Origin of the sequence: Staphylococcus aureus (genome assembly GCF_001027105.1) — a bacterium.
GTDB lineage: Bacteria > Bacillota > Bacilli > Staphylococcales > Staphylococcaceae > Staphylococcus > Staphylococcus aureus.
In genome coordinates this window covers 1,163,756-1,186,346 of sequence record NZ_CP011526.1, presented here as the reverse complement: position 1 = coordinate 1,186,346, position 22,591 = coordinate 1,163,756, and the positions used below count along the sequence as shown (strand labels likewise).

Below are 22,591 nucleotides of genomic sequence, written 5' to 3'. Positions count from 1 at the left end.
TAACATAATTAAAATGACAAAAGCGCGTCGTACCGTTATGTGCACGAATGACAAACGTCTTATTGGCCTGTTGATTAAATCACATAGTTAACGATAAAAATTACGCAAGATTAAAAATATGATACATATGTTAATAAATGATACTTATCATAGGTATTAATGTTTTGACTTATTGTCAAATTTGATTACAATTAAAATTAAGTTAAAGGAGGGACGTTATGTTACATTATGTGATTCCAGTATTAGTCCTATTACTCGTATTCTTAATTGGTTGGATTTTAATAAAGTTAATTATCCGCTAATAAATTTTTTATATAATAAAAGCTATAGTGTTTGTAATATTCGGATGTGGTTAAGCAGCCCCTGATATTAAACACTATAGCTTTTTTGTTTTTAAATTTGTCCTTGTTTACGTAATATATCCTTTACATGTTTAAATAAATCATCATTATGATCTATAGTTGTTTTATTTTTTATATGTTTTTGCTTCGTTGAACTTTCGTCGACATCGTGACTACTAGATAGATTGGAATCATTTGAATGATTGATAAATTCGTTACAATGTTTTATCTTCCCATATAAATCATTAGATGTTTTGTCATTCATTTGTTGAATTCCTCCTTCTAGTGTCTATATTATGCTAAGTTGTCTCTCCATTCAACTAATGTTTGGATATCTTCACTAGAAATTTTACCTTCATTTTCAGCTACTTCAATTAATTCATTGTAATCACTTAAAGTGTAAAAAGGTAGTTGAATATTGCTAAATGTATCATCTGCTTTTTTCAAACCGTAAGTAAAGATAGCTACAACACCTAATACTTCTGCACCTGCTAGTTTTAAGGCTTCAACTGCTGTGACTGAAGATCCCCCTGTCGAAATTAAATCTTCTATCACAACTACTTTTTTACCTTCACTTTTAGCACCTTCGATTTGATTTTGCTTACCATGACTCTTATTTGATGAACGAACATAATTCATTGGTAATTTTAATTTTTCAGCAATAAAAGCTGCATGTGGAATACCAGCTGTTGCAGTACCAGAAATAACTTCTACTTCAGGAAAGTGTTCTTTAATTAAGTTAATTAAACCATCGCGGATTGCGCCTCGAACTAAAGGATAACCTAACGTAACACGGTTATCACAGTAAATCGGTGATTTAATACCTGAACTCCATGTATATAAATCATTTGGTGATAATGTTACAGCTTCAATATCTAATAATGATTTTGCAATTTCTTTAGCCATTATACTAACCAACTTTCTTTAATTTTATGATAACTTTCGACTGGATTGTCACTTTGTGTAATCGGTCTACCGACTACAATATGCGTCGAACCAAGCTGTCTTGCTTCTTCCGGTGTCGTAATACGGTGTTGGTCATTTTGAGATGCACCTTTAGGTCTAATACCTGGTGTTACTTTTAAAAATGATGTACCTAACTTTTCAGTCAACATACGACTTTCAAGAGGTGAACAAACAACGCCATCTAAACCAGCTGCATTTGCTAACTTGGCATAATTTAAAACGGCCTCTTCAATCGATGTTTGTATATTTTGTTCGTGTCGTAACATGTCTTCTGTTGTTGACGTAAGCTGTGTTACTGCAATAATTTTTGTATCTTGATTATGTTTTCTTAATCCTTTAATGGCCTCAGACATCATTTTTACGCCACCAGCAGCATGAACATTTACCAGATCAACATTCAATTTAGCTAGTCCTTCCATCGCCTTACCAACTGTATTAGGAATATCATGCAGTTTTAAATCTAAAAATACATCATGGCCTCTTTCTTTTATCTCATTAATTAATTGAGGACCTTCTTGATAAAAAAGTTCCATACCTACTTTTACGAATAATGATTCATCAAATAAATCTAAAAATTGATTTACTTTTTCTTTTGATTCAAAATCTAATGCAATAATTGGTAAATCTTTCATCATATATGTCTCCCTTTATATTAAGAAATTCATTAAAATAATGAGGCTGTAATATAAACTTCTTTAAGTAAATGGTTAATTACAGCCCCACCGATACAGTTTGATTGATTTACATTTGACGCATTGTAAATGTCATACTTTCAATTACATTCGTTAAGGCATTAGCTGTATCTAAAGATGTCAAACATGGAATACCATTTTCAACTGTAGTACGTCTAATTTGGAAGCCATCCCTTTCTACTTCTTTACCTTTAGTCATTGTATTTATAACGATTTGAACATCACCATTTTGAATACGTGTTAATAAATCATTTTCGCCACCAATTTTGCCTACTACTTCTGCAGGTATGTCATACTCAGCTAATTTATTAGCTGTTCCAGACGTTGCTAAAATTTTATAGCCAACTTCATTTAAGCGTTGTGCCAATTTAACAACTTCCTCTTTATCTTTGTCACTGACGGTCATTAATACTGTACCGTGATCTTTAACTTCAACGCCACTACCTGTTAACCCTTTGAATAACGCCTTTTCTAATGTAGTATCTTTCCCCATCACTTCACCTGTTGACTTCATTTCAGGTCCTAAAGTAATATCAACATTTTTCAATTTATTAAAACTAAATACTGGTGCTTTCACAAAGACACCCTCAGCATATGGTTGAACCCCTTCTTGATAACCCATATCTGTTAGTTTTTCCCCAATGATTGCTCGCATAGCTAATTGTGCCATTGGAATATCAGTAATTTTACTTAAGAATGGTACCGTTCTACTAGAACGTGGATTTACTTCTAAAACATACACACCATCGTGAGCTATAACGAATTGAATGTTGATTAAGCCAATGATGTTTAAACCTTTAGCTAATTTTATAGTATAGTCCTCAAGTGTTGCTAACTCGTCTTCTGTCAAAGTTTGTGGTGGATATACAGCGATTGAGTCACCACTATGCACACCAGCACGTTCAATATGTTCCATGATTCCTGGAATAATGACCGTTTCTCCATCACAAATCGCATCAACTTCAATTTCTTTACCAGTTAAATATCTATCGACTAGTACCGGATGTTCCGGACTCGCTTTTACAGCCTGGGTCATATAGTTTTCTAACTCTTTGTCATTGTCTACAATTTCCATTGCGCGACCACCTAATACATAAGAAGGTCTTACTACAACCGGATATCCGATTTCTGCAGCATTCGCTAATGCTTCCTCAGGTGATGTAGCTGTTTTCCCTTGTGGCTGTGGCACGTTAATTTTTCTTAATAGTGCTTCAAATTCTTTTCTATCTTCAGCACGATTTAGATTTTCTAGTGAAGTACCAAGTATTTTAACACCATGTTTAGCCAATTTGTCTGCTAAATTAATCGCTGTTTGTCCTCCAAATTGTACAACGACACCTTTAGGTTTTTCTAAATTAATGATATTCATCACATCTTCTTCAGTTAAAGGTTCAAAGTATAATTTGTCAGAAATTGAGAAGTCTGTTGAAACTGTTTCTGGATTGTTATTCACAATTATCGCTTCGTACCCTGCTTTTTGAATTGCCCAAACGGCGTGAACTGTCGCATAGTCAAATTCTACACCTTGGCCGATTCGAATTGGTCCAGAGCCTAATACTAAGATTTTTTCTTTGTCAGTAACTATGGATTCATTTTCAGTTTCGTATGTACCATAATAATATGGTGTTGAAGATTCAAATTCAGCTGCGCAAGTATCAACCATCTTGTAAACAGGTTTAATATCATTTTCCATACGCAATTGATATACTTCTTCTTCCGTCATATTAAAGCGATGCGCTATTGTTTTATCACTAAATCCATAATCTTTTGCATATTTAAGATATTCTAAATCACCTTGATGCTCTTTTAATTGATGCTCAATATCAATAATGTTTTGGAACTTGTGTAAGAAGAAGTAATCAATCTGAGTCATATTATGAATTTCTTCTAATGTTGTGCCTCTTCTAATTGCTTCGCCGATGAAAAATAATCGTTCATCATCTTGGTGTGAAATACGTTCTTTAATATAATCAAGATCGAAGCTTTCACCATTTGGTAATCCTAAGTGATGCACACCATACTCAAGTGATCGAATTGCTTTTAACAATGATTCTTCGTAAGTTCGACCAATGGCCATAACTTCACCTGTTGCTTTCATTTGTGTGCCAAGCTCTCGTTCTCCTTTTTCAAATTTATCAAAAGGAAATCTTGGTATTTTTGAAATCACATAGTCTAAAGTTGGTTCAAACGCTGCATAAGATGTTCCTGTAATTGGATTTAACATTTCATCTAATGTTAGACCAACCGCGATTTTAGCAGCTAATTTTGCAATAGGATATCCTGTTGCTTTTGAAGCTAACGCTGATGAACGTGATACACGCGGATTTACTTCTATAATATAATAATCGAATGAATGGGGATCTAATGCTAATTGAACATTACAACCACCTTCGATACCTAAAGCTCGAATAACTTTTAATGAAACATCACGTAACATTTGATACTCAACATCTGATAATGTTTGACTAGGAGCCACAACAATTGAATCGCCTGTATGAATACCAACTGGATCAATATTTTCCATGTTACATACAACGATGGCATTATCGTTTTTATCACGCATTACTTCGTATTCGATTTCTTTAAAACCTGCGATAGATTTTTCTAATAAACATTGCGTTGCTGGACTATAATGAAGACCATTTGAGACGATTTCATGTAATTCTTCATCATTATGACAAATACCGCCTCCGGTACCACCCATCGTAAATGCCGGTCTAACAATTAGCGGGTATCCCACTTGCTCTTTGAATTTAAAGGCTTGCTCTACTGTATTTACAATGTCACTCTCTGGTACAGGAACGTTTAAATCATTCATTAATGTTCTAAACATTTCACGGTCTTCTGCTTGTTGAATTGATGTTAGCTCAGTTCCTAATAATTGGACGTTATTATCTTGAAGCACACCACTTTCGTGTAGTTGAATCGCCATGTTTAAACCTGTTTGACCACCTAAAGTTGGAAGTAAAGCGTCAGGTTGCTCTTTACGTATAATTCGCGCTATAAAATCATGAGTTAACGGTTCGATATATACTTTATCCGCAATTTCCTTATCAGTCATGATTGTCGCTGGATTTGAATTTACAAGAATAACTCGATATCCCTCTTCTTTTAAAGCTAGACATGCTTGTGTTCCAGCATAATCAAATTCAGCTGCTTGACCTATGATAATTGGCCCAGACCCTATTACTAAAATTGTTTTGATATCATTACGTTTAGGCATTGATATGACGCTCCTTTTCCTTAAAATTAGTCATCATTGCTACAAAATCATCAAATAGATAGTTTGAATCTGACGGTCCTGGATTTGCTTCAGGATGGTATTGAACAGAAAATGCTGGTAATGTTTTATGTTTTAAACCTTCTACAGTACCATCATTTAATGCAAGATGAGTAACTTCTAAATCAGTACTTTTTAACGAATCTATATCTATTGCATATCCATGGTTTTGACTCGTAATATCAACTTTTCCAGTCTCTAAATTTTTAACTGGATGGTTCGCACCACGATGACCAAACTTCATTTTAAATGAGCTTGCTCCTTGAGATAATGCAAAAAGTTGATGTCCTAGACAGATACCAAAGAACGGAATTTTCCCTAAAATTCCTTGAATCATTGGAATCGCACATTCTACAACTTCAGGATTACCTGGTCCGTTTGATAGCATAACGCCATCTGGAGCCATTGCTAAAATTTCTTCGGCAGTAGTTGTATATGGTACAACTGTGACGTTACAACCTCTGACGTTTAATTCTCGAACAATATTTTGCTTCTTACCAAAGTCTACAAGTACGACACTTAGATCCTTACCTGTCGAAACATACGGTGTTTTAGTCGAAACGATTTCTACTTCGTTTTTAGGTAATTCTACTTGTTGTAAATGTTTGACAAGTTGATCAATATCTTCTTTTCGATCAGTAAAACCAGCTTTTAACACACCGTGTTGTCGAATTTTACGCGTAATACTTCTTGTATCAACACCTGCAATCCCTGGAATTTGATGCAATTCTAAAACGTCATGAAGTGTCTTTTGCTGTCTAAAATTACTTGGATGCGCACTCGCTTCTTTCACTACAATACCGTTTAATGTAGGTACTAATGATTCAAAATCGTCTCTATTGATACCATAATTACCGATTAATGGATACGTAAAAGTAATGATCTGACCTGTATATGATGGATCTGAAATAGTTTCTTGATAACCTGTCATCGCTGTATTAAATACAATTTCTCCTACAGTTAAGTTATCAGATCCTAAACGGTAGCCTTCGTAAAAAGAACCGTCTTCTAACACTAGATAACGTTTGCTTTGCATATTATTTATCCCCCTCAAATTTAACTTCGCCTTCAACCATTGTTAAGATCGGATTTCCATAAACTTTATAGCCGATAAATGGTGTATTATCTGCTTTTGATAAGAAATCTTCTCCTTTAATTTCTTGTTCACTATCTAAATCAATGATTGTTAAATCTGCATAACCATTTTCTTTTAATGTGCCGTATTCTAAATTAAATGTCTCACATGGTTTAATTGTTAAGTAATCTACTAATTGTTGTAATGTCCAATCACCATTTTTTACAAAATGCGTATATAATAATGGGAATGCTGTTTCACTACCAACAATTCCGAATGGTGCTTTTTCCATTGGTTGTGCTTTTTCATCACGTGCATGTGGTGCATGGTCTGTTGCGATACAGTCAATTGTACCGTCTAGTAACCCTTCTAACAAAGCCTCTCTATCTTCAGTACTTCTCAATGGTGGATTCATTTTATAAATGGCATTATTACCAGGAATATCATCTTCTGTTAACAATAAATGGTGTGGTGTAACTTCAGCTGTAACATGAATGCCTGCGCGTTTAGCGTCACGAATGACTCTAACACTTTCTTTAGTAGAAACATGACATACATGATAATGACAACCTGCTGCTTCAGCTAATAGTACATCTCTTGCGATTTGAACAGATTCACAAATGTTTGGAATACCTGGTATACCTAACTCTTTACTGCGTTTCCCTTCATGCATTGCACCACCATAGATTAATGAATTATCTTCACAGTGTGCTACGATGGCTTTGTTTACTTTTGCAGCTTCAATCATGCCTTCATACATCATGCTTGCAGTTTGTACTCCTACACCGTCATCTGTAAACGCAAAGGCACCTTCTTTTACTAGTGCTGGGAAATCAACCAATTCTTTACCTAATTGACGTGTTGTAATTGAAGCATAAGGTAATACACGTACTTGAGCATTGTCATCGATTAATTTTTGTAAAGCTTCAAAATGTTCTACAGAATCTGGTACCGGTCTTGTGTTAGGCATTGGACATACAGTTGTAAATCCGCCTCTAGCAGCAGCTTTAGTACCAGTTTCAATTGTCTCTTTATATTCACCACCAGGTTCACGTAAATGAACATGAACATCGACAAATCCAGGTGACACAAAGTGACCTTTCGCATCTATGATGTCAACACCATTGCTTGGTTCAATTGCAGGTGCAATTTGTTTAATTACCTTACCATCAATTAAAATATCTGCTTGTTGTAATTCGCCATTTTGTAATACTTTACCGTTTTTAATTAATTTCATCATTTTCGTCCCCTTACCTATTTTAATAATTCATCAATGACTGCCATTCTTAAGTAAACGCCATTTTCCATTTGCTTAAAAATTCTTGATTTTGAAGCTTCTACTAAATCGCTTTGTATTTCTACTCCTCTATTCACAGGTGCCGGATGCATAACAATAGCATGTTCTTGTAATTTGTTATAGCGTACTTCATTTAAGCCATGCTTTTGATGATAATCATCTGCTGCAAATCTAGTTTCTTCTGCAAGCCCATGCCTTTCATGTTGAATTCTTAATAACATAACTATATCTACTGTTTCTATAACATCATCTATATTTACATAAGGTGCTTCTAAAGAATCATCAATCCAAGCATTTGGGCTATTAAACATTACGTTTGCACCTAATGCTTTTAAACTATGGTAATTACTACGTGCGACACGTGAATTTTTAATGTCTCCACAAATCAATACATTCAAGCCTTCAAAATATCCATATTCTTCATATATCGTCATTAAATCAAGTAAACTTTGTGTTGGATGTTGTCCACTACCATCACCAGCATTCGCAATTGGGATGTTAATATTCGCTAATTTTTCATAGTAGTTATTAAACGGATGTCTAATGACTAATAAATCACAGCCAATACTTTCTAAAGTTTTACATGTGTCATATAAAGATTCACCTTTTGAAACAGATGATGTTGATGTTTCAAAGCTAATCGTTTTTAACCCTAGCTTAAGTTCTGCCATTTCAAAACTACATTTTGTTCGAGTAGAATTTTCAAAGAATAAATTTGCGACATATTTCCCTTCAAAGTTTGGTAGTTGACGTTCACCAGATTTAAATTGACTTGCCTTTTGGATAAGTTTGTATATTTGATCTGTAGATAAATGTTCCATTGATAATAAATGATTCATAAAAGCGCCCTCCTTAATTTGTAAATCTTAATTGTTTTGTTTTTTCTCTTTAGGTAAGATTAAGTTCAAAATAATTCCTGAAAGTGCAGCTAATGCCATCCCCTCAATTTGAAGGTTGATACCAATTTCTTTTAAGTTAAATACTAAATTACCGATACCTACAACTAAAATTACAGAAGCTATAACTAAATTTCGATTGTTCGCAAAATCTACTTTGCTTTCAACTAACATTCTTAAGCCACTTGCTGCAATAATACCGAAAAGTAATATAGATACTCCTCCCATAACTGGTGTAGGTATAGAAGAAATTAATGCAGTGAACTTACCAATGAATGCTAAAACAATTGCTATAACTGCTGCACCACCAATGACGTAAATACTGTATATTCTGGTAATCGCTAATACACCGATATTTTCACCGTATGTTGTACTTGGTGGTCCACCAATAATACTGGCAAACATTGTAGAAACACCATCACCAATGATTGATTTATCAAGTCCTGGCTTTTCAAAGAAGTTTCTACCTACGATTTTATTCAATACCATTTGGTGCCCAATATGTTCACTTACTGTTACGAACACAATCGGAATCATTACAAGTACAAGTCCTAAGTGAAATGAAGGTACATAATCTTTAAATGGCAGATAAATATGAGGGAAATCTATCCATTTTGCTGACATAATTGCATCAAATTTCACAATCCCCATAAAAATCGCTACCACATAACCTACGATAATACCTACAAGAACTGGAATTAAAGATAGGAATCCTTTAAAAAATCCTTGAACGACTATTGTTACAAGCAAGGTTATCATTGCAACAATTAAGAAACTGATATTGTAACCTTTCATATCTCCAGGATTTTCATACATTGCCATATTGACTGCAGTAGGCGCTAAGCTTAAACCAATTACCATGATGACTGGTCCAACAACAACTGGTGGTAATAATTTCATTAACCATGCTGTCCCACTTAATTTGATTAGAATCCCGATGATGACGTACATAACACCACTCATGAATAATGCTACAAGCATGTCTCCTAAGCTATGCGTACTTAATCCCGTGATAATTGGCGTGATAAATGCAAAGCTAGATCCCAAGTATGCTGGTATTTGCGCCTTCGTTATTAAGATATAAAGTAATGTACCGATTCCCGAAGCTAGTAACGCTGCTGATATTGGTAGTCCTGTTAAGAATGGTACTAGTACTGTTGCGCCAAACATCGCAAATAAATGTTGTAAGCTTAAAAATGCCCATTGCGCTGGTTGTGGTTTTTCATTTACATCTAGTACGGGTTTTACTGTTCGTTCAAACATTTCATCATTTTGCATAATATTCATTTCCTCCGATAATAAAAAAATCTCTTTACATCAGTATATGTAAAGAGACAAAAAGTGTGACAAGTTGCTACAAGTCATTTTCGTCCATAGAAATTGACTTATAGTTGTCGAACATGAGGGTATTATTAGATAAACAAGCATATGAAAACTTATTTATCATTCAACTCCCCCACCTTTTTCAGTCTCTCGTACTGAATTAAAAGGGGTATTATTTAATTATAACTGCATTTCTTTGATCCATTTCTTCTAAATAGACACTTACCGTTTCCTCTTTAGAAGTAGGTATATTTTTACCAACAAAATCTGCTCGAATTGGTAACTCACGATGTCCTCGATCAACCAAAGCAGCTAAACCAATTTTAATAGGTCTAGCATTTAGCAAAATAGCATCAAGTGAAGCACGAACCGTTCGACCAGTATACAGCACATCGTCAATAATGATGACTACTTTATCTGTAATATCTGTGTCGATGTCTATTGCGTCTTTTGTCGTAAGTGATGACATGTGCTCTATATCATCTCTAAAGTATGTAATATCAATTGTTCCAGTAGGTATACGTTGTTGCTCAATTTGATGAATTTTATCTTGTATACGATTCGCTAAATATTCACCTCTTGTTTTGATACCTAAAAGAATTAAATTATCAGTACCTTTGTTATACTCCAAAATTTCGTGAGCGATTCTCGTCACTGTACGTTGTATTGCGGCATCATCCATTATGATACGTTCAGACATATTCTCACCCTTTCAAAATTTAGAAACAAAAAACCTCATGTCTTTAATATCGACATGAGGTTTAGTATATACAATCAGCCTATTTACATAGAAGAATCGTAGTATTACTACTTATTCTTGCATATGTGAAAGTGTTATGATCATTTTAGTATATATCTATATTTTCATGTCTTTGACGTCTCTCTGGACGCTCAATTAAAGACTCTTTATGTTGTACTTAAACTGTTATAAGGATAATACTAATCAGGCGCTTTGTCAATCTATATTGAAAAATTAACCATACTCAGTAAAAATGTTAACCTTAATCTATTTTATAATGTGTTTTCATTTAAAAAAAACGAAAACGATAAACACTTATAGTTTACATAATAATGTTATCGTAATTATAGCACGACACAATTATGCATCTCTTTTTCGAATTGTATCTAATAAATCTTCAAAGTCTTGTGGTAATTCAGCATGTCTTTCAATATATTCACCTGTTACTGGATGTTCGAATCCAATAAGTCCAGCATGTAGAGCTTGACCACCAATATCCAATGTCTTTTTCGGTCCATACTTTGGATCACCAACTAATGGGAAGCCAATATATTTCATGTGAACACGGATTTGATGCGTACGTCCTGTTTCAAGTTGACATTCAACAAGCGTATAATCTTTAAAATGTTCTAGTACGTTAAAATGTGTCACTGCTTCCTTACCATCATCAACAACAGCCATAGATTGACGATCATTTTTGTTTCTACCAATTGGCGCATCGATTGTACCGTAATCATGAGGAATATTCCCGTGAACTAAAGCGATATATTTTCTTTTAACAGATTTATCCATTAATTGTTCTACAAGCCCACGATGAGCAATATCATTTTTAGCAACCATTAATAAACCAGAAGTATCCATATCTATACGGTGAACAATACCTGGACGAATTTCTCCATTAATACCTGACAAATTTTTAATTTGATACATTAAACCATTAACTAATGTATTGGTATAATGCCCTGGTGATGGATGAACTACCATGCCTTTCGGTTTATATACAACTGCAACATCGTCATCTTCATAATAAATATCTAAATTTAAATTTTCAGGTAGAATATCAGCTTCAACCACTTCTTTTTCAGTGACAACTATATGATCATTAAGTTTCACTTTATAATTAGATTTAACAACTTTATCGTTTGCAACGACTAAACCTGCTTTAATCCAATCTTGTATCTGGTTACGAGACCAATCATTATTTAATTCAGGCAGCAACTTATCTACACGCATACCTGTTTGTTCTTTATCTGTAATGTTAAATTCATAAGTCTCCATTACTTAACCTCCTTCTCCTTTTTATTGGAAGTATCCTTTAATAAGGCAATAATAATTAATATTACACCAATTGTTAAACTTGAATCTGCGATATTAAATATTGGAAAATCATAACCAAAAATATTTGTATCAATAAAGTCAACAACTTCTCCTGTTAAAATTCTATCAATAAAGTTTCCAAGTGCACCTGCAAAAAGTAAACTAATAGCAACTTGCATAAACAAATTATATTGAGCATCTTTAATAAAGAAATATACTAAGGCTATTAATATAATAATGGTAATAATAAAGAAAAATGTCATTTTTCCACTCAATATTCCCCATGCAGCACCATTATTTCGATGTGATGTTATGTTTAAAAAGTGCGGTATCACTTCAAATGAATCTCCAATTTTCATTGTAGTAGCTATAATATATTTAGTAACTTGGTCAAATATAACGACAAATACTGCTATTAAAATGGAAGTGCCAATAAAATATTTTTTGTGCATTTTCGTTCCTCCAATCAATCGTCCATGAGACAACTCTTTATATTATAGCTTACACCTGCTAATAAAAAAAGTAAGCATATTACATTAAATCTAATGTTACTAACTCAATACTTGATAAACTACTATGTTTTGACATTAAATATGAACTTAATTATTCATTTATCATATTTAAGATGACATTAAAAATTAGGAAAGCAGGCTGGAACATAAATCCCTAAAAAGACAGTAGTAAGATATTTTCTAATTAAAAATTATCTTACTGCTGTTCTCTATTTATACAATACTTCGTATTGAATGGCTTCGCTATGCCCATCTGGCACATTACTGTAAAATTCTATAAATAGAATTTTTGATGATGGGTCCCTTCCTAGGGTGCCGTCTCAGCCTCGGTCTTCGACTGGCACTGCTCCCTCAGGAGTCTCGCCATTAATACTACGTATTAACATGTAATTTTACTTTTAAATACTTTAAAAAAATAAGACATGAATCGTCTACACTTAATTGGACAAATTCTATGAGAATAGATATTGTTAATTTAAGAAAGTAGGCTATTTTGAGTTTCACTCGAATGTCAGTTCGAGGAATAAATAAAGTTAAACGAGAGCTAGGTTTTGTATTAATGGCAATTAATATAAGGAAAATAGCAGCTCAACGAGCTGTACATTATAAAATACATATCAAAAAAGCTGATTTCTATCAAATAATTAATAGAAATCAGCTTTTTACATTGCCTAAGAACTTAATGTCCCAGCCTCCTTCATAACTTGTATAAAAAGATCATTAAAAACGATTCATTATATGGTTCGTCCATTCAAAGTATATACTAATCTTCAACTTCGATATGATTAAAGCGATAATAGATACCATCCGGACCTTGTAAATTTAAATGTGTTGTTTCAGGATAATGAAAGTCAACAATTGCTAATCCATACGTATCAAAATTTTCTACACGTTTCGTTGCTGATACCCAATCATTCATGGCCAAATGTTGATAATAGCCATTCGATGCTAAAAATATTGAATAATCATCCATATATGCCGATTGCTCTAATCCAAAATAATCGAGGTAGTACTCTTTTACCTCTGATAAATGAATTGTCTTAATATGCAATGCACCTATAATAGCGTCATCTGGAATACCTAACCATAACAATTTTGTTGCATGACTCACTAATCTCGGTACATTTAATGGTCTAATATCAATTTTTACTAAATTATTTTGCCTCGTCCATTGCGCTTCGTCTTTATCAACATAAAATTTAAAACCGTTTCCTTCCGGGTCTTCAAAAAATAATGATAACGAAGCAGGCTGTATACCTCCGTTAACTGGAATATCATATTCGCTTAAATGAATTAGTAAATTAGCTAAATCACTAATTTGAGGTAGTTTAATTGCGATATGAAACAGTCCCGCTTCGGACATTAAAGGTTCACGTCCATTTTGTAATTCAACAAGTGTAATGACATGATTATTTTGACCTACTTCATATTGTATCGATGTTAATGTCTCATTTATAATATTTAATCCTAATATGTCCTCATAAAATGGCTTTAATTCATTCTTATCTCTCACATTTAAAGTGATACCATTGACAAAGTTTGCGTTACTGTTATGATACATTCAATTAACTCCTATCAAATTCAATATCTGTGCTTACTTTTACTTAAAATTATCGCGAACATAATTGAGAATAGCAACTATAACGCATTTATATGCCTCAGAGAATTTGTACCATTCCTGAATAATTTTTATTTTAGTAAATCGCACATTTTTTACATATATGACCGGTAACTTGGTCATTTTTTTATTCACAAAAAAACTCTCTTCATCATGTCAACAAAAACTACAACATGATTATGAAGAGAGCTTTAATTTATATCATCTGTATGAGTACTTTATACAATTTCAATTATACAAGTGATTTTACAACTTGTTGGCATCGTGGACATAGATGCGTCAATTCATCAACAGCACCAAGATCCTCTGAATAGTTCCAACATCTTTCACATTTTTCACCATCTGCATGTTCGATGACAATATCACCATGTTCATAAGCTGTTGCCTGATCGTCTAACTTATCTACAACTTTAACTTGTGACACGATAAATAATTGATGTAATGCATCAAATGAAGTTAAGAATTCAGATGCATTAAATTTATCGTTACTAGCAATCGTAACTTTAGCTTCTAATGATTTACCAATAACTTTTTCATTACGAGCAGTTTCTAATGCACGGTTCACATCATCACGTAAATTCATAAATGTACGCCATTTATCCAATAAAGCTTGATCTACTTCTACAACTTTAGGCATGTCTGCTAAGTGAACACTTTCTTCTTTAACATGTGGTGTATGAGACCAAACTTCTTCAGCTGTATGCACTAAGATTGGTGCTAACAACTTCGTCATATCAACTAAAATTTGATATAACACTGTTTGCATACTACGACGGATATGAGAATCACGTTGTTCAATATATAAAATATCTTTACCGTAATCCAAATAGAAATTACTTAACTCAACATTGATAAAGTTTTGAACTTCTTGATAAATATTTAAGTAGTCAAAGTTTTCATAGTTGTTAATCGTACTTGCAGTAAATTCACGTAAACGATTTAGCAAGTAACGATCCACTTCTAATAACTCTGATTCAGGAATGCTATCTGTGTCAGGATTGAAATCGTTAATGTTACCTAACATAAATCTTAATGTATTTCTGATTTTACGATAAACATCAGATGTTTGTTTTAAAATTTCATCAGAAATTCTAACATCAGCTAAATAGTCCGTACTACTTACCCAAAGTCTCGCAATATCAGCACCTTTTTGTTTAACCACTTGGTCAGGTACAATCACATTACCTAAAGATTTACTCATTTTCTTACCTTCACCGTCCATAACAAAACCATGAGAAAGTAAGAATTTATAAGGTGATACTCCTCTTGTAGCAACTGAAGTTGTGATAGAAGAGTTGAACCAACCACGATATTGGTCACTACCTTCTAAATACATATCCGCTGGGAAACTTAATTCCGGTCTTGTTTCCAACACGCCACGGTGTGATGAACCAGAATCAAACCAAACGTCCATAATGTCTGTTTCTTTAGTAAATGTACCGTTAGGGCTGCCTGGATGTGTAAATCCTTCTGGTAGTAAGTCTTTCGCTTCTCTTTCAAACCAAATATTTGAACCGTGTTCTGCAAATAAATCAGCAACATGATTCACTGTTTCTTTCGTCATGATAATTTCGCCATTTTCAGCATAAAATACTGGTAACGGTACACCCCACACACGTTGACGAGAAATAACCCATTCGCCACGGTCACGAACCATATTGTAAATACGTGTTTTACCCCAATTTACTTTGAAGTTTGTATTTTCGATTGCATCTAAAATATCTTGTCTTACTTTACTGATTGAGGCAAACCATTGTGGTGTAGCACGGAAGATTACAGGTTTTTTTGTTCTCCAGTCGTGTGGATAGCTATGTGTAATAAAGTCTAATTTTAATAGTGCACCTTTTTCTGTTAATAAATCAGTAACGGCTTTATTAGCTTTATCATAGAACATCCCTTCAAATTGGCCGCCTTCTTCAGTAAATACACCTTTATCATCGATTGGACTAATTACTGGCAATTCATATTTTTGACCAACAATATAGTCATCTTCCCCGTGACCTGGTGCTGTATGTACACAACCTGTACCAGCATCTGTAGTAACATGATCACCATTAATCACTAACGATTCTCTGTCTAAGAATGGATGTTGTGCTACAACATACTCTAATTCTTTACCTGTGTATTCTTTTTCTAATTTGATTGATGCTTTATCCCAATCCAGTGCTTCTGCTACAGCGTCAGACAAGGCTTCTGCAATAATATATTTTTCGCCATTTACATTGTATTGACCATATTTTAATTCAGGATGAACGGTAATCGCAACATTTGATGGAATTGTCCATGGCGTTGTTGTCCAGATAATAAATTTAGCATCTGCATCAACGACACCTTTGTCATCTTTAACGTCAAATGCAACGTAAATTGATGCTGAACGTTTATCGTGATATTCAATTTCTGCTTCTGCTAATGAAGACTCACTTGAAGGAGACCAATAAACTGGCTTTTTACCTTTATAAATTAAACCTTTATCTGCCATTTCTCCAAAAATACGAATTTGTGCAGCTTCGTATTCAGGTTTTAATGTAATATATGGATCATTAAAGTCACCACGAACACCTAAACGTCTAAAATCTTTTTTCTGTAATTCAATTTGTTCTAAAGCAAATTCTTTACATTTCTCACGGAATTCAGCTGTTGACATTTTCTTTCGGTCAACACCTTTTTTCGTTAATGCTTGTTCAATTGGTAAACCATGTGTATCCCAACCTGGTACGTATGGTGCATAGAACCCTTGCATAGTTTTATAACGTACAATAAAGTCTTTTAAAATTTTGTTCAAGGCATGTCCCATATGTAAGTTACCATTCGCGTATGGTGGGCCATCATGTAAAATGAATGTTTCGTTACCTTTATTTTTTTCTAACGCTTTATGGTATTGATCTTCTGCATCCCATTTTTCTTGAATTTGCGGTTCCTTGTTTGGTAAACCACCTCGCATTGGGAAATCTGTTTTAGGCATTAATAACGTTTCTTTGTAATCCATTTTTTTCACTCCTTAAAAATTTAAAAAACTCTAAGTTAAATTAAAAGGGACGATTGCTCGCGGTACCACCCTTATTAACTCAACTTAGAGTTCTCTCATTACATTATTTAAATATTAAAAAGCCAGTGATATAACATACATGCTTTTACTAGGCTCTCACCATTACCTAATTCGCTGTGAAAAGTTAAATGTATATTACGCGTCTGTCTTTATTTAATTCTTACTTCTTAGTTGTTTCTGAATCATTGGATTGTTGATTATTGTCTGGTGTATTTGATGCATTATTTTGTGCATTTGCTGCAACTTCATCTGGCTTTAAATCATTTTCATGCAAATGATGAATATTTTCAAGCGTCACTTGTTCAGCGTCTAAATCATAATTCAACAAGTAATCCCAATCTTCGTTTTTTAATAAGTCTAATTGCGCTTCAACTAACATACGGAAACGCGATCTAAATACTTTTGATTGACGTTTCATATCTTCAGTCTGGAATGCTAAACGGCGTGCTTTTTCTACCGCGTCACCAACCATTTGATTAGCTTGCGCTTCTGCCTTAGCTATAATCGCTTCAGCTTGTTTCTCTGCAGCTTGCTTAGTTTCTTCACCAGCTTTTTGAGCTTGTATCAAAGCATCACTTACAGATTGATGCACGTCTTGATAAGACTTAATATTAGTATCTCTCTCTTCGATTACTTTTTCAAGTTGTTTTTTATCTTCTTTAAGACGTTCAATTTCAGTGCTTAGTTGCTCCAAAAAATTAGCAACTTCAGTAGGTTCTAAACCATTCTTTACACGTGAAAACTCTTTATTCTTAATTTCATTTGGTGTAAAAGGCATTTGTTATCCTCCTTAAATCATTACTATTTGAATAATGTTCTATAGGTAATGTGCGTTTTATCTTTTTTAGTTTTACCACCTAAGTCAGTAATGTGTGCTCTACCAAAACCTTGGATGGATATTAAATCATTTGCTTGTAATTGAAAATCTGCTGAATCAACAATAGTGTGATTCACTTTAACACGTTTTTTTTCGATTAGTTGTTTCGCAATCGTACGTGATTTACGTATCATTTCTTTAATAACAACATCTAACCTTAAAGAACTAACTGTTGCACTTTCATTTTTCCAATTCTCATTAGATTGTATCATATCTGTTACTGGAATAGTATAAAGTTTAACTGATGCGCCTTTAATACGTTGTAATTCTAACATAATAAATGATTCCAATCTACTTGTCAAAACAAATTGAATTCGTTCATTCACAATTATATCTCCAACTTGTTCGCGTTCGATACCTAAAGACATTAATGTCCCTAAAATATGTTGATGTTTTAAAGTGACGAATTTTTCAGGATAATCTATTTCCATTAAAGTTAATTCAAAGTCGCTTTCTTTAGGTTCATAATAGTTCGGCGAAATGATTGCTCTTTTTCTTTCAGCATTAGGTCCACCATAAAAAGATACGTTTAAATCTTCATAACTGCCACAAATCACTTCCAATATATATTGCCCTCTTGGATCTAAAAAATGCGTTAATACTGGTGCATAATGCTGTTCCGCTTGATCACATTTATCCGTTAGCTGATCAATTAATTCGTATTCTTCCTGTCTAAAGTGTTGATAAATATCTATGTTAATCACTACCTTAAAAAAATTATAAAATACCATCTATTGCCCTTATATTCAGAAAAATACATATCAAAAACGAGGCTAAAGTATCATGTACCCTTGCCTCGTTATGTCGCTTAATTTATTGTAATTGAATTAAAATCCAATTAAAGATTTGGAGTAACCCTTTTTGGAATAATACTAAAACGATAATTGCAGCGATTGATGATATGTCGATAATTCCAATAGGTGGAATTACTTTTCTAAATGGTTGTAAGAAAGGTTCATATATTTTCGCTAAAAAATAACCTACCTTAGTTTCTCTAATACTTGGTACCCAAGATGTAAAGAAATATATAATCATGCCGAAATAATAAATTTCAACAACAAAAAGGATGAATTTAAATATTGTAGCTAGCACATTTATATCCATATGTTAACTCCTTAGTCGAATGAATGTTCCATATTTTCAATATGGTCTGTAATGCTTCCAGCTACTTCCACATTATCAGGCGTACATAAGAAAATATCAGTACCTACACGTTGGATATCTCCACCGATTGCATAAACAGTACCGCTTAAAAAATCAATAATTCTTTTCGCTGATACTTTATCAATACGTTGTAAATTGACAAGTGTCGCACGGCGGTTTTTAAGCTCATCAGCAATATCTTGTGTATCTGAAAAAACACGTGGTTCGAATAAACACATTTTTGAACTTTCTTGTGATGCATTGTTTGGTGTAGCATTGTTCATAGTTACAACATTACGTGAATTATTTTTTGAATAATTAGACATACGGTTATTCCTTTCTTCTGACGTTGTTGTATATCTTGATGCAGATTTTTGAGGGACTGATTTGATTGCGTTTTGTTTTGTTGTTTGTTGTGACTGCTCTTTTGCTGGCGCTTCATTTACCTGTTGTTGTTTGTCAGGTACTTCTACTTCCTCTTCATCATCTATTACAAAAAATCCACTAAATAAATCTTTTAAAGCCAAGTGGCTCACTCCTCTTCTCCTACAAGTTTAGTCCCAATTCTAACAAACGTCGCACCTTCTTCAACTGCAATAAGATAGTCATTACTCATTCCCATTGATAATTCATCACAAGGCGCATATTCTAAATTGAGTCGTTGTATTTCTTCTTTTTTCAAACGTAACTGTTTAAATAACGATCTAATATATGCTTCATCATCTGTCAATGGTGCCATCGTCATTAAACCTACAATTTCGATTTTGTCATATTTTTTAAGATCATCTATAAACTGATCAACATCTTCTAAAGCAATACCATGTTTAGAAGCTTCTCCCGAAACGTTCACTTGCAAGAAACATTTAATTTTATGTTCTGCACGTTTGTTAATTTCTTTGGCTAAGCTCAATCGATCTAAAGCATGGAAATAATCTACGTCGTTTATAACGTCCTTAACTTTTCGAGATTGTAATGATCCTATAAAATGGATCACCGCATCTGATGGTAATGCTTCTTTCTTTTGAAAAAAGCCTTCCAATCTATTCTCACCAAAATGTCTTATTCCAGCCTCATACGCTTCTTTAGCTCGCTCTATTGTAACATATTTTGTAACTGCAATCACGTTTGGTTTTGTTGAAAAATTATTTTTTTCACTTTTGTCATTAATTTGTGTTGAGATTTGTTGTAAATTATCTTTCACACGCAAACATATCTCCTCCTTGTTTACTGTTGACCAATGAATGCTAACATGCGTCCTGTTTGACCTTTTTCTAATCGATAAGAGAAAAATAATTCTAAATGTTCAGATGTAGCATACGCTGTCGTATAAATATTTTCTTTAGGAACACCATAATAAATTAATAATGCAGCATTGGCTTTTTTCAAATCAATACCATGACGATCTCGTCCTCTAGTTTCAATATAGTTGGCACTATCAATTGGCAATGTTTCAAATTTATTTTTAATATCATCATTAATTTCATAACTTGATGATGTAGATGGTCCAATAACGACATGTAAGTCTTTCAAATCAAAGTTCACATGTTTTAGCACTTCTTTTACAATTTCAGTATAGGTACCACGCCAACCTGCATGCGCCAATGCAATAAAATGATGTTTTGTACTATAAAAATATACTGGTACACAGTCTGCATAACACATCGTTAATAAGACATTACTATCATATGTGTACATCGCATCAATACCATGAAGCGCATCAGTTAAAGTGTCTATATTTGTGCCTATATCATCCTTTGTAATACAAGCGACTTTATTTTCATGTGTTTGAATGGGAAACACCCAATTTTTTCTATCAAACGCAATTTCTTCAGCTAATTGCAATTGATGTTGAGTAATATTATATGGGCGATCATCAATATATCTCGCCATATTAAAAGCATTTTTAGGATAGTCACTTAAACCATCTCCTCTAGTTGTAATACCTAGAGTAATACCTTGTTGTAATAACTCTTCATATATTAAATGATGCGGTTGCTTTTTAAAATTATCATTCACTCGATCGTCACCATCATTTCATTTAAATTATCTTCGTCTAACTGTACAAAGTTAATAATTATATAATATAACATTTATGTTTAAAGTTAAAATGTTGCGCAAATAATTTTTGACTTAATTTTCACACGATACTTAAACACTTTTAATAACTTTGAAAAACTTAAATGTCCTTCTACATGTTCTAAAAATTAGTAAAAAAATCATCAGATATGTTATCTGATGATTTGTGTTGAATTATTTGTGTATATATATTAACCGATTAACGTCTTGTTCTTCTTGAACGTCTTTCTTCTCTATTTCTAATGAAGCTAGGAATATCATCTTCTTTAGTTGTATGTGTTCTTTCACTTACACTATCAGTTGCTTGTGCATTTGATGAATTTGAAGTGAATGATTCATCTTTAGAAGTTGCATTGCTAGAAGTATTTACGCTTGTTCCGAATCCAGTGCTACCAGATTTACGACCATGTGATGTTGGTTTGTCATCAAAACCAGTTGCAATAACTGTTACAACAATCTCATCTTGTAATTCAGGATTAATAACTGTACCGAAAATCATATTAACGTCTTCATCTGCAGCATCTTGGACAATATCAGCAGCCTCTTGTGCTTCAAATAATGACAATGACTCGCCACCAGTAATATTCATAAGCACACCTTGTGCACCAACGATAGATGTTTCAAGTAATGGAGAAGAGATTGCTTTTTTAGCAGCTTCTACCGCTCTATTTTCACCAGAAGAAACACCAATACCCATTAATGCAGAACCTTGGTTAGACATAATTGTCTTAACGTCTGCAAAGTCTAAGTTTACTTCACCAGAAACAGCGATTAAGTCTGAGATACCTTGTACACCTTGGCGTAACACGTTGTCAGCTTCTTTAAATGCTTCCATCATTGGCGTAGATTTGTCAACGATATCTAATAAACGGTCATTTGGTATAACGATTAATGTATCTACTGCAGCTTTCATAGCTTCTACTCCAGCAGCAGCTTGAGTTTGACGTTTACGTCCTTCAAAACTAAATGGACGAGTTACAACACCAACAGTTAATGCGCCCATTTCTTTTGCAATTTTAGCAACGACTGGTGCTGCACCAGTACCAGTTCCGCCACCCATACCAGAAGTAACAAATACCATGTCTGCACCTTGGATTGCATCTTCAATTTGTTCACGAGATTCCTCTGCAGCTTTTTTACCGATTTCAGGATTAGCTCCTGCTCCTAAACCACGTGTTAATTTTTCACCGATTTGGATTTTAGATTCAGCTTTAGATAAGTTTAAAGCTTGACCGTCTGTGTTGATAGCGATAAATTCAACATTATTCATTCCGTGGTCAATCATTCGGTTTACGGCGTTGTTACCGCCACCACCTACACCAATGACCTTTAAAGTCGCTAAATGATTAAATCCTTGTTCAAATTCTAACATTTAAATTTCCTCCTAGTTTTA

Annotated in this window: 20 protein-coding genes and 1 pseudogene; 1 reads left to right on the top strand and 20 read right to left on the bottom strand. The window is 33.5% G+C overall.

Annotated features, from left to right (window positions below):
* Window positions 1–393: 393 nt before the first annotated feature.
* The 11 genes from AA076_RS06000 to lspA form a co-directional block, all read right to left on the bottom strand.
* Window positions 394–606, bottom strand: a complete 213-nt coding sequence (locus AA076_RS06000) for a hypothetical protein (protein ID WP_000998557.1) — start codon at window positions 604–606, stop codon at window positions 394–396.
* A 29-nt stretch (window positions 607–635) separates the two neighbouring features.
* Window positions 636–1,247, bottom strand: coding sequence for an orotate phosphoribosyltransferase (pyrE, locus tag AA076_RS05995; protein WP_001040245.1), 612 nt, complete (start codon window positions 1,245–1,247; stop codon window positions 636–638).
* Complete coding sequence (pyrF, locus tag AA076_RS05990; protein WP_000654061.1) at window positions 1,247–1,939, bottom strand: orotidine-5'-phosphate decarboxylase; 693 nt, start codon at window positions 1,937–1,939, stop codon at window positions 1,247–1,249. The genes pyrE and pyrF overlap by 1 nt, the downstream gene beginning before the upstream one ends.
* Before the next feature lie 109 nt (window positions 1,940–2,048).
* Window positions 2,049–5,222 carry a carbamoyl-phosphate synthase large subunit gene (carB, locus tag AA076_RS05985; protein WP_001126264.1) on the bottom strand — a complete coding sequence of 1,058 codons (3,174 nt, stop codon included), beginning with the start codon at window positions 5,220–5,222 and terminating at the stop codon, window positions 2,049–2,051.
* Window positions 5,215–6,315, bottom strand: a complete 1,101-nt coding sequence (locus tag AA076_RS05980) for a carbamoyl phosphate synthase small subunit (RefSeq protein ID WP_001190913.1) — start codon at window positions 6,313–6,315, stop codon at window positions 5,215–5,217. The genes carB and AA076_RS05980 overlap by 8 nt, the downstream gene beginning before the upstream one ends.
* A gap of 1 nt (window position 6,316) precedes the next feature.
* A complete protein-coding gene (locus AA076_RS05975) occupies window positions 6,317–7,591 on the bottom strand; it encodes a dihydroorotase (RefSeq protein ID WP_000767028.1) in 1,275 nt (424 codons plus the stop codon).
* A gap of 17 nt (window positions 7,592–7,608) precedes the next feature.
* Entirely contained in the window at window positions 7,609–8,490 is an 882-nt protein-coding gene (locus AA076_RS05970) for an aspartate carbamoyltransferase catalytic subunit (protein ID WP_001016166.1), read from the bottom strand.
* Between the two features lie 27 nt (window positions 8,491–8,517).
* A complete protein-coding gene (locus AA076_RS05965) occupies window positions 8,518–9,825 on the bottom strand; it encodes a uracil-xanthine permease family protein (RefSeq protein WP_001178619.1) in 1,308 nt (435 codons plus the stop codon).
* 217 nt (window positions 9,826–10,042) lie between these two features.
* On the bottom strand, window positions 10,043–10,570 hold the full coding sequence (pyrR, locus tag AA076_RS05960) for a bifunctional pyr operon transcriptional regulator/uracil phosphoribosyltransferase PyrR (RefSeq protein ID WP_000003870.1): 528 nt from the start codon (window positions 10,568–10,570) through the stop codon (window positions 10,043–10,045).
* A 399-nt stretch (window positions 10,571–10,969) separates the two neighbouring features.
* A complete protein-coding gene (locus AA076_RS05955) occupies window positions 10,970–11,887 on the bottom strand; it encodes an RluA family pseudouridine synthase (RefSeq protein WP_000451294.1) in 918 nt (305 codons plus the stop codon).
* Complete coding sequence (lspA, locus tag AA076_RS05950) at window positions 11,887–12,378, bottom strand: signal peptidase II (protein ID WP_000549207.1); 492 nt, start codon at window positions 12,376–12,378, stop codon at window positions 11,887–11,889. Before lspA ends, AA076_RS05955 begins: the two co-directional genes overlap by 1 nt.
* Window positions 12,379–12,925: 547 nt before the next feature.
* On the opposite strand from lspA, the pseudogene AA076_RS05945 reads away from it, so the two are divergent.
* Window positions 12,926–13,141: pseudogene (locus tag AA076_RS05945) on the top strand (IS5/IS1182 family transposase); the annotation flags it as partial.
* Window positions 13,142–13,201: 60 nt separating this feature from the next.
* On the opposite strand, the gene AA076_RS05940 reads toward AA076_RS05945, so the two are convergent.
* The 9 genes from AA076_RS05940 to ftsZ all read right to left on the bottom strand — a co-directional run bounded on the left by AA076_RS05940 (window position 13,202) and on the right by ftsZ (window position 22,570).
* Window positions 13,202–13,999 carry a VOC family protein gene (locus AA076_RS05940; protein WP_000274844.1) on the bottom strand — a complete coding sequence of 266 codons (798 nt, stop codon included), beginning with the start codon at window positions 13,997–13,999 and terminating at the stop codon, window positions 13,202–13,204.
* 289 nt (window positions 14,000–14,288) lie between these two features.
* Complete coding sequence (gene ileS / locus AA076_RS05935) at window positions 14,289–17,042, bottom strand: isoleucine--tRNA ligase (protein ID WP_000384691.1); 2,754 nt, start codon at window positions 17,040–17,042, stop codon at window positions 14,289–14,291.
* A 220-nt stretch (window positions 17,043–17,262) separates the two neighbouring features.
* Window positions 17,263–17,880, bottom strand: a complete 618-nt coding sequence (locus AA076_RS05930; RefSeq protein ID WP_001117064.1) for a DivIVA domain-containing protein — start codon at window positions 17,878–17,880, stop codon at window positions 17,263–17,265.
* 23 nt (window positions 17,881–17,903) lie between these two features.
* Window positions 17,904–18,683, bottom strand: a complete 780-nt coding sequence (locus AA076_RS05925; protein ID WP_001805409.1) for a YlmH family RNA-binding protein — start codon at window positions 18,681–18,683, stop codon at window positions 17,904–17,906.
* Window positions 18,684–18,792: 109 nt separating this feature from the next.
* Window positions 18,793–19,083: a YggT family protein gene (locus AA076_RS05920; protein WP_000354114.1), complete on the bottom strand. Its 291-nt coding sequence runs from the start codon at window positions 19,081–19,083 to the stop codon at window positions 18,793–18,795.
* A gap of 11 nt (window positions 19,084–19,094) precedes the next feature.
* On the bottom strand, window positions 19,095–19,658 hold the full coding sequence (locus AA076_RS05915) for a cell division protein SepF (RefSeq protein ID WP_000018608.1): 564 nt from the start codon (window positions 19,656–19,658) through the stop codon (window positions 19,095–19,097).
* On the bottom strand, window positions 19,655–20,323 hold the full coding sequence (locus AA076_RS05910; protein ID WP_001548498.1) for a YggS family pyridoxal phosphate-dependent enzyme: 669 nt from the start codon (window positions 20,321–20,323) through the stop codon (window positions 19,655–19,657). Before AA076_RS05910 ends, AA076_RS05915 begins: the two co-directional genes overlap by 4 nt.
* Before the next feature lie 23 nt (window positions 20,324–20,346).
* Window positions 20,347–21,138 carry a peptidoglycan editing factor PgeF gene (gene pgeF / locus AA076_RS05905; protein WP_000999338.1) on the bottom strand — a complete coding sequence of 264 codons (792 nt, stop codon included), beginning with the start codon at window positions 21,136–21,138 and terminating at the stop codon, window positions 20,347–20,349.
* Window positions 21,139–21,397: 259 nt separating this feature from the next.
* The gene (ftsZ, locus tag AA076_RS05900) at window positions 21,398–22,570 is read right to left on the bottom strand and encodes a cell division protein FtsZ (protein ID WP_000888997.1); all 1,173 of its coding nucleotides are present in this window, start codon (window positions 22,568–22,570) and stop codon (window positions 21,398–21,400) included.
* Window positions 22,571–22,591: the final 21 nt, after the last annotated feature.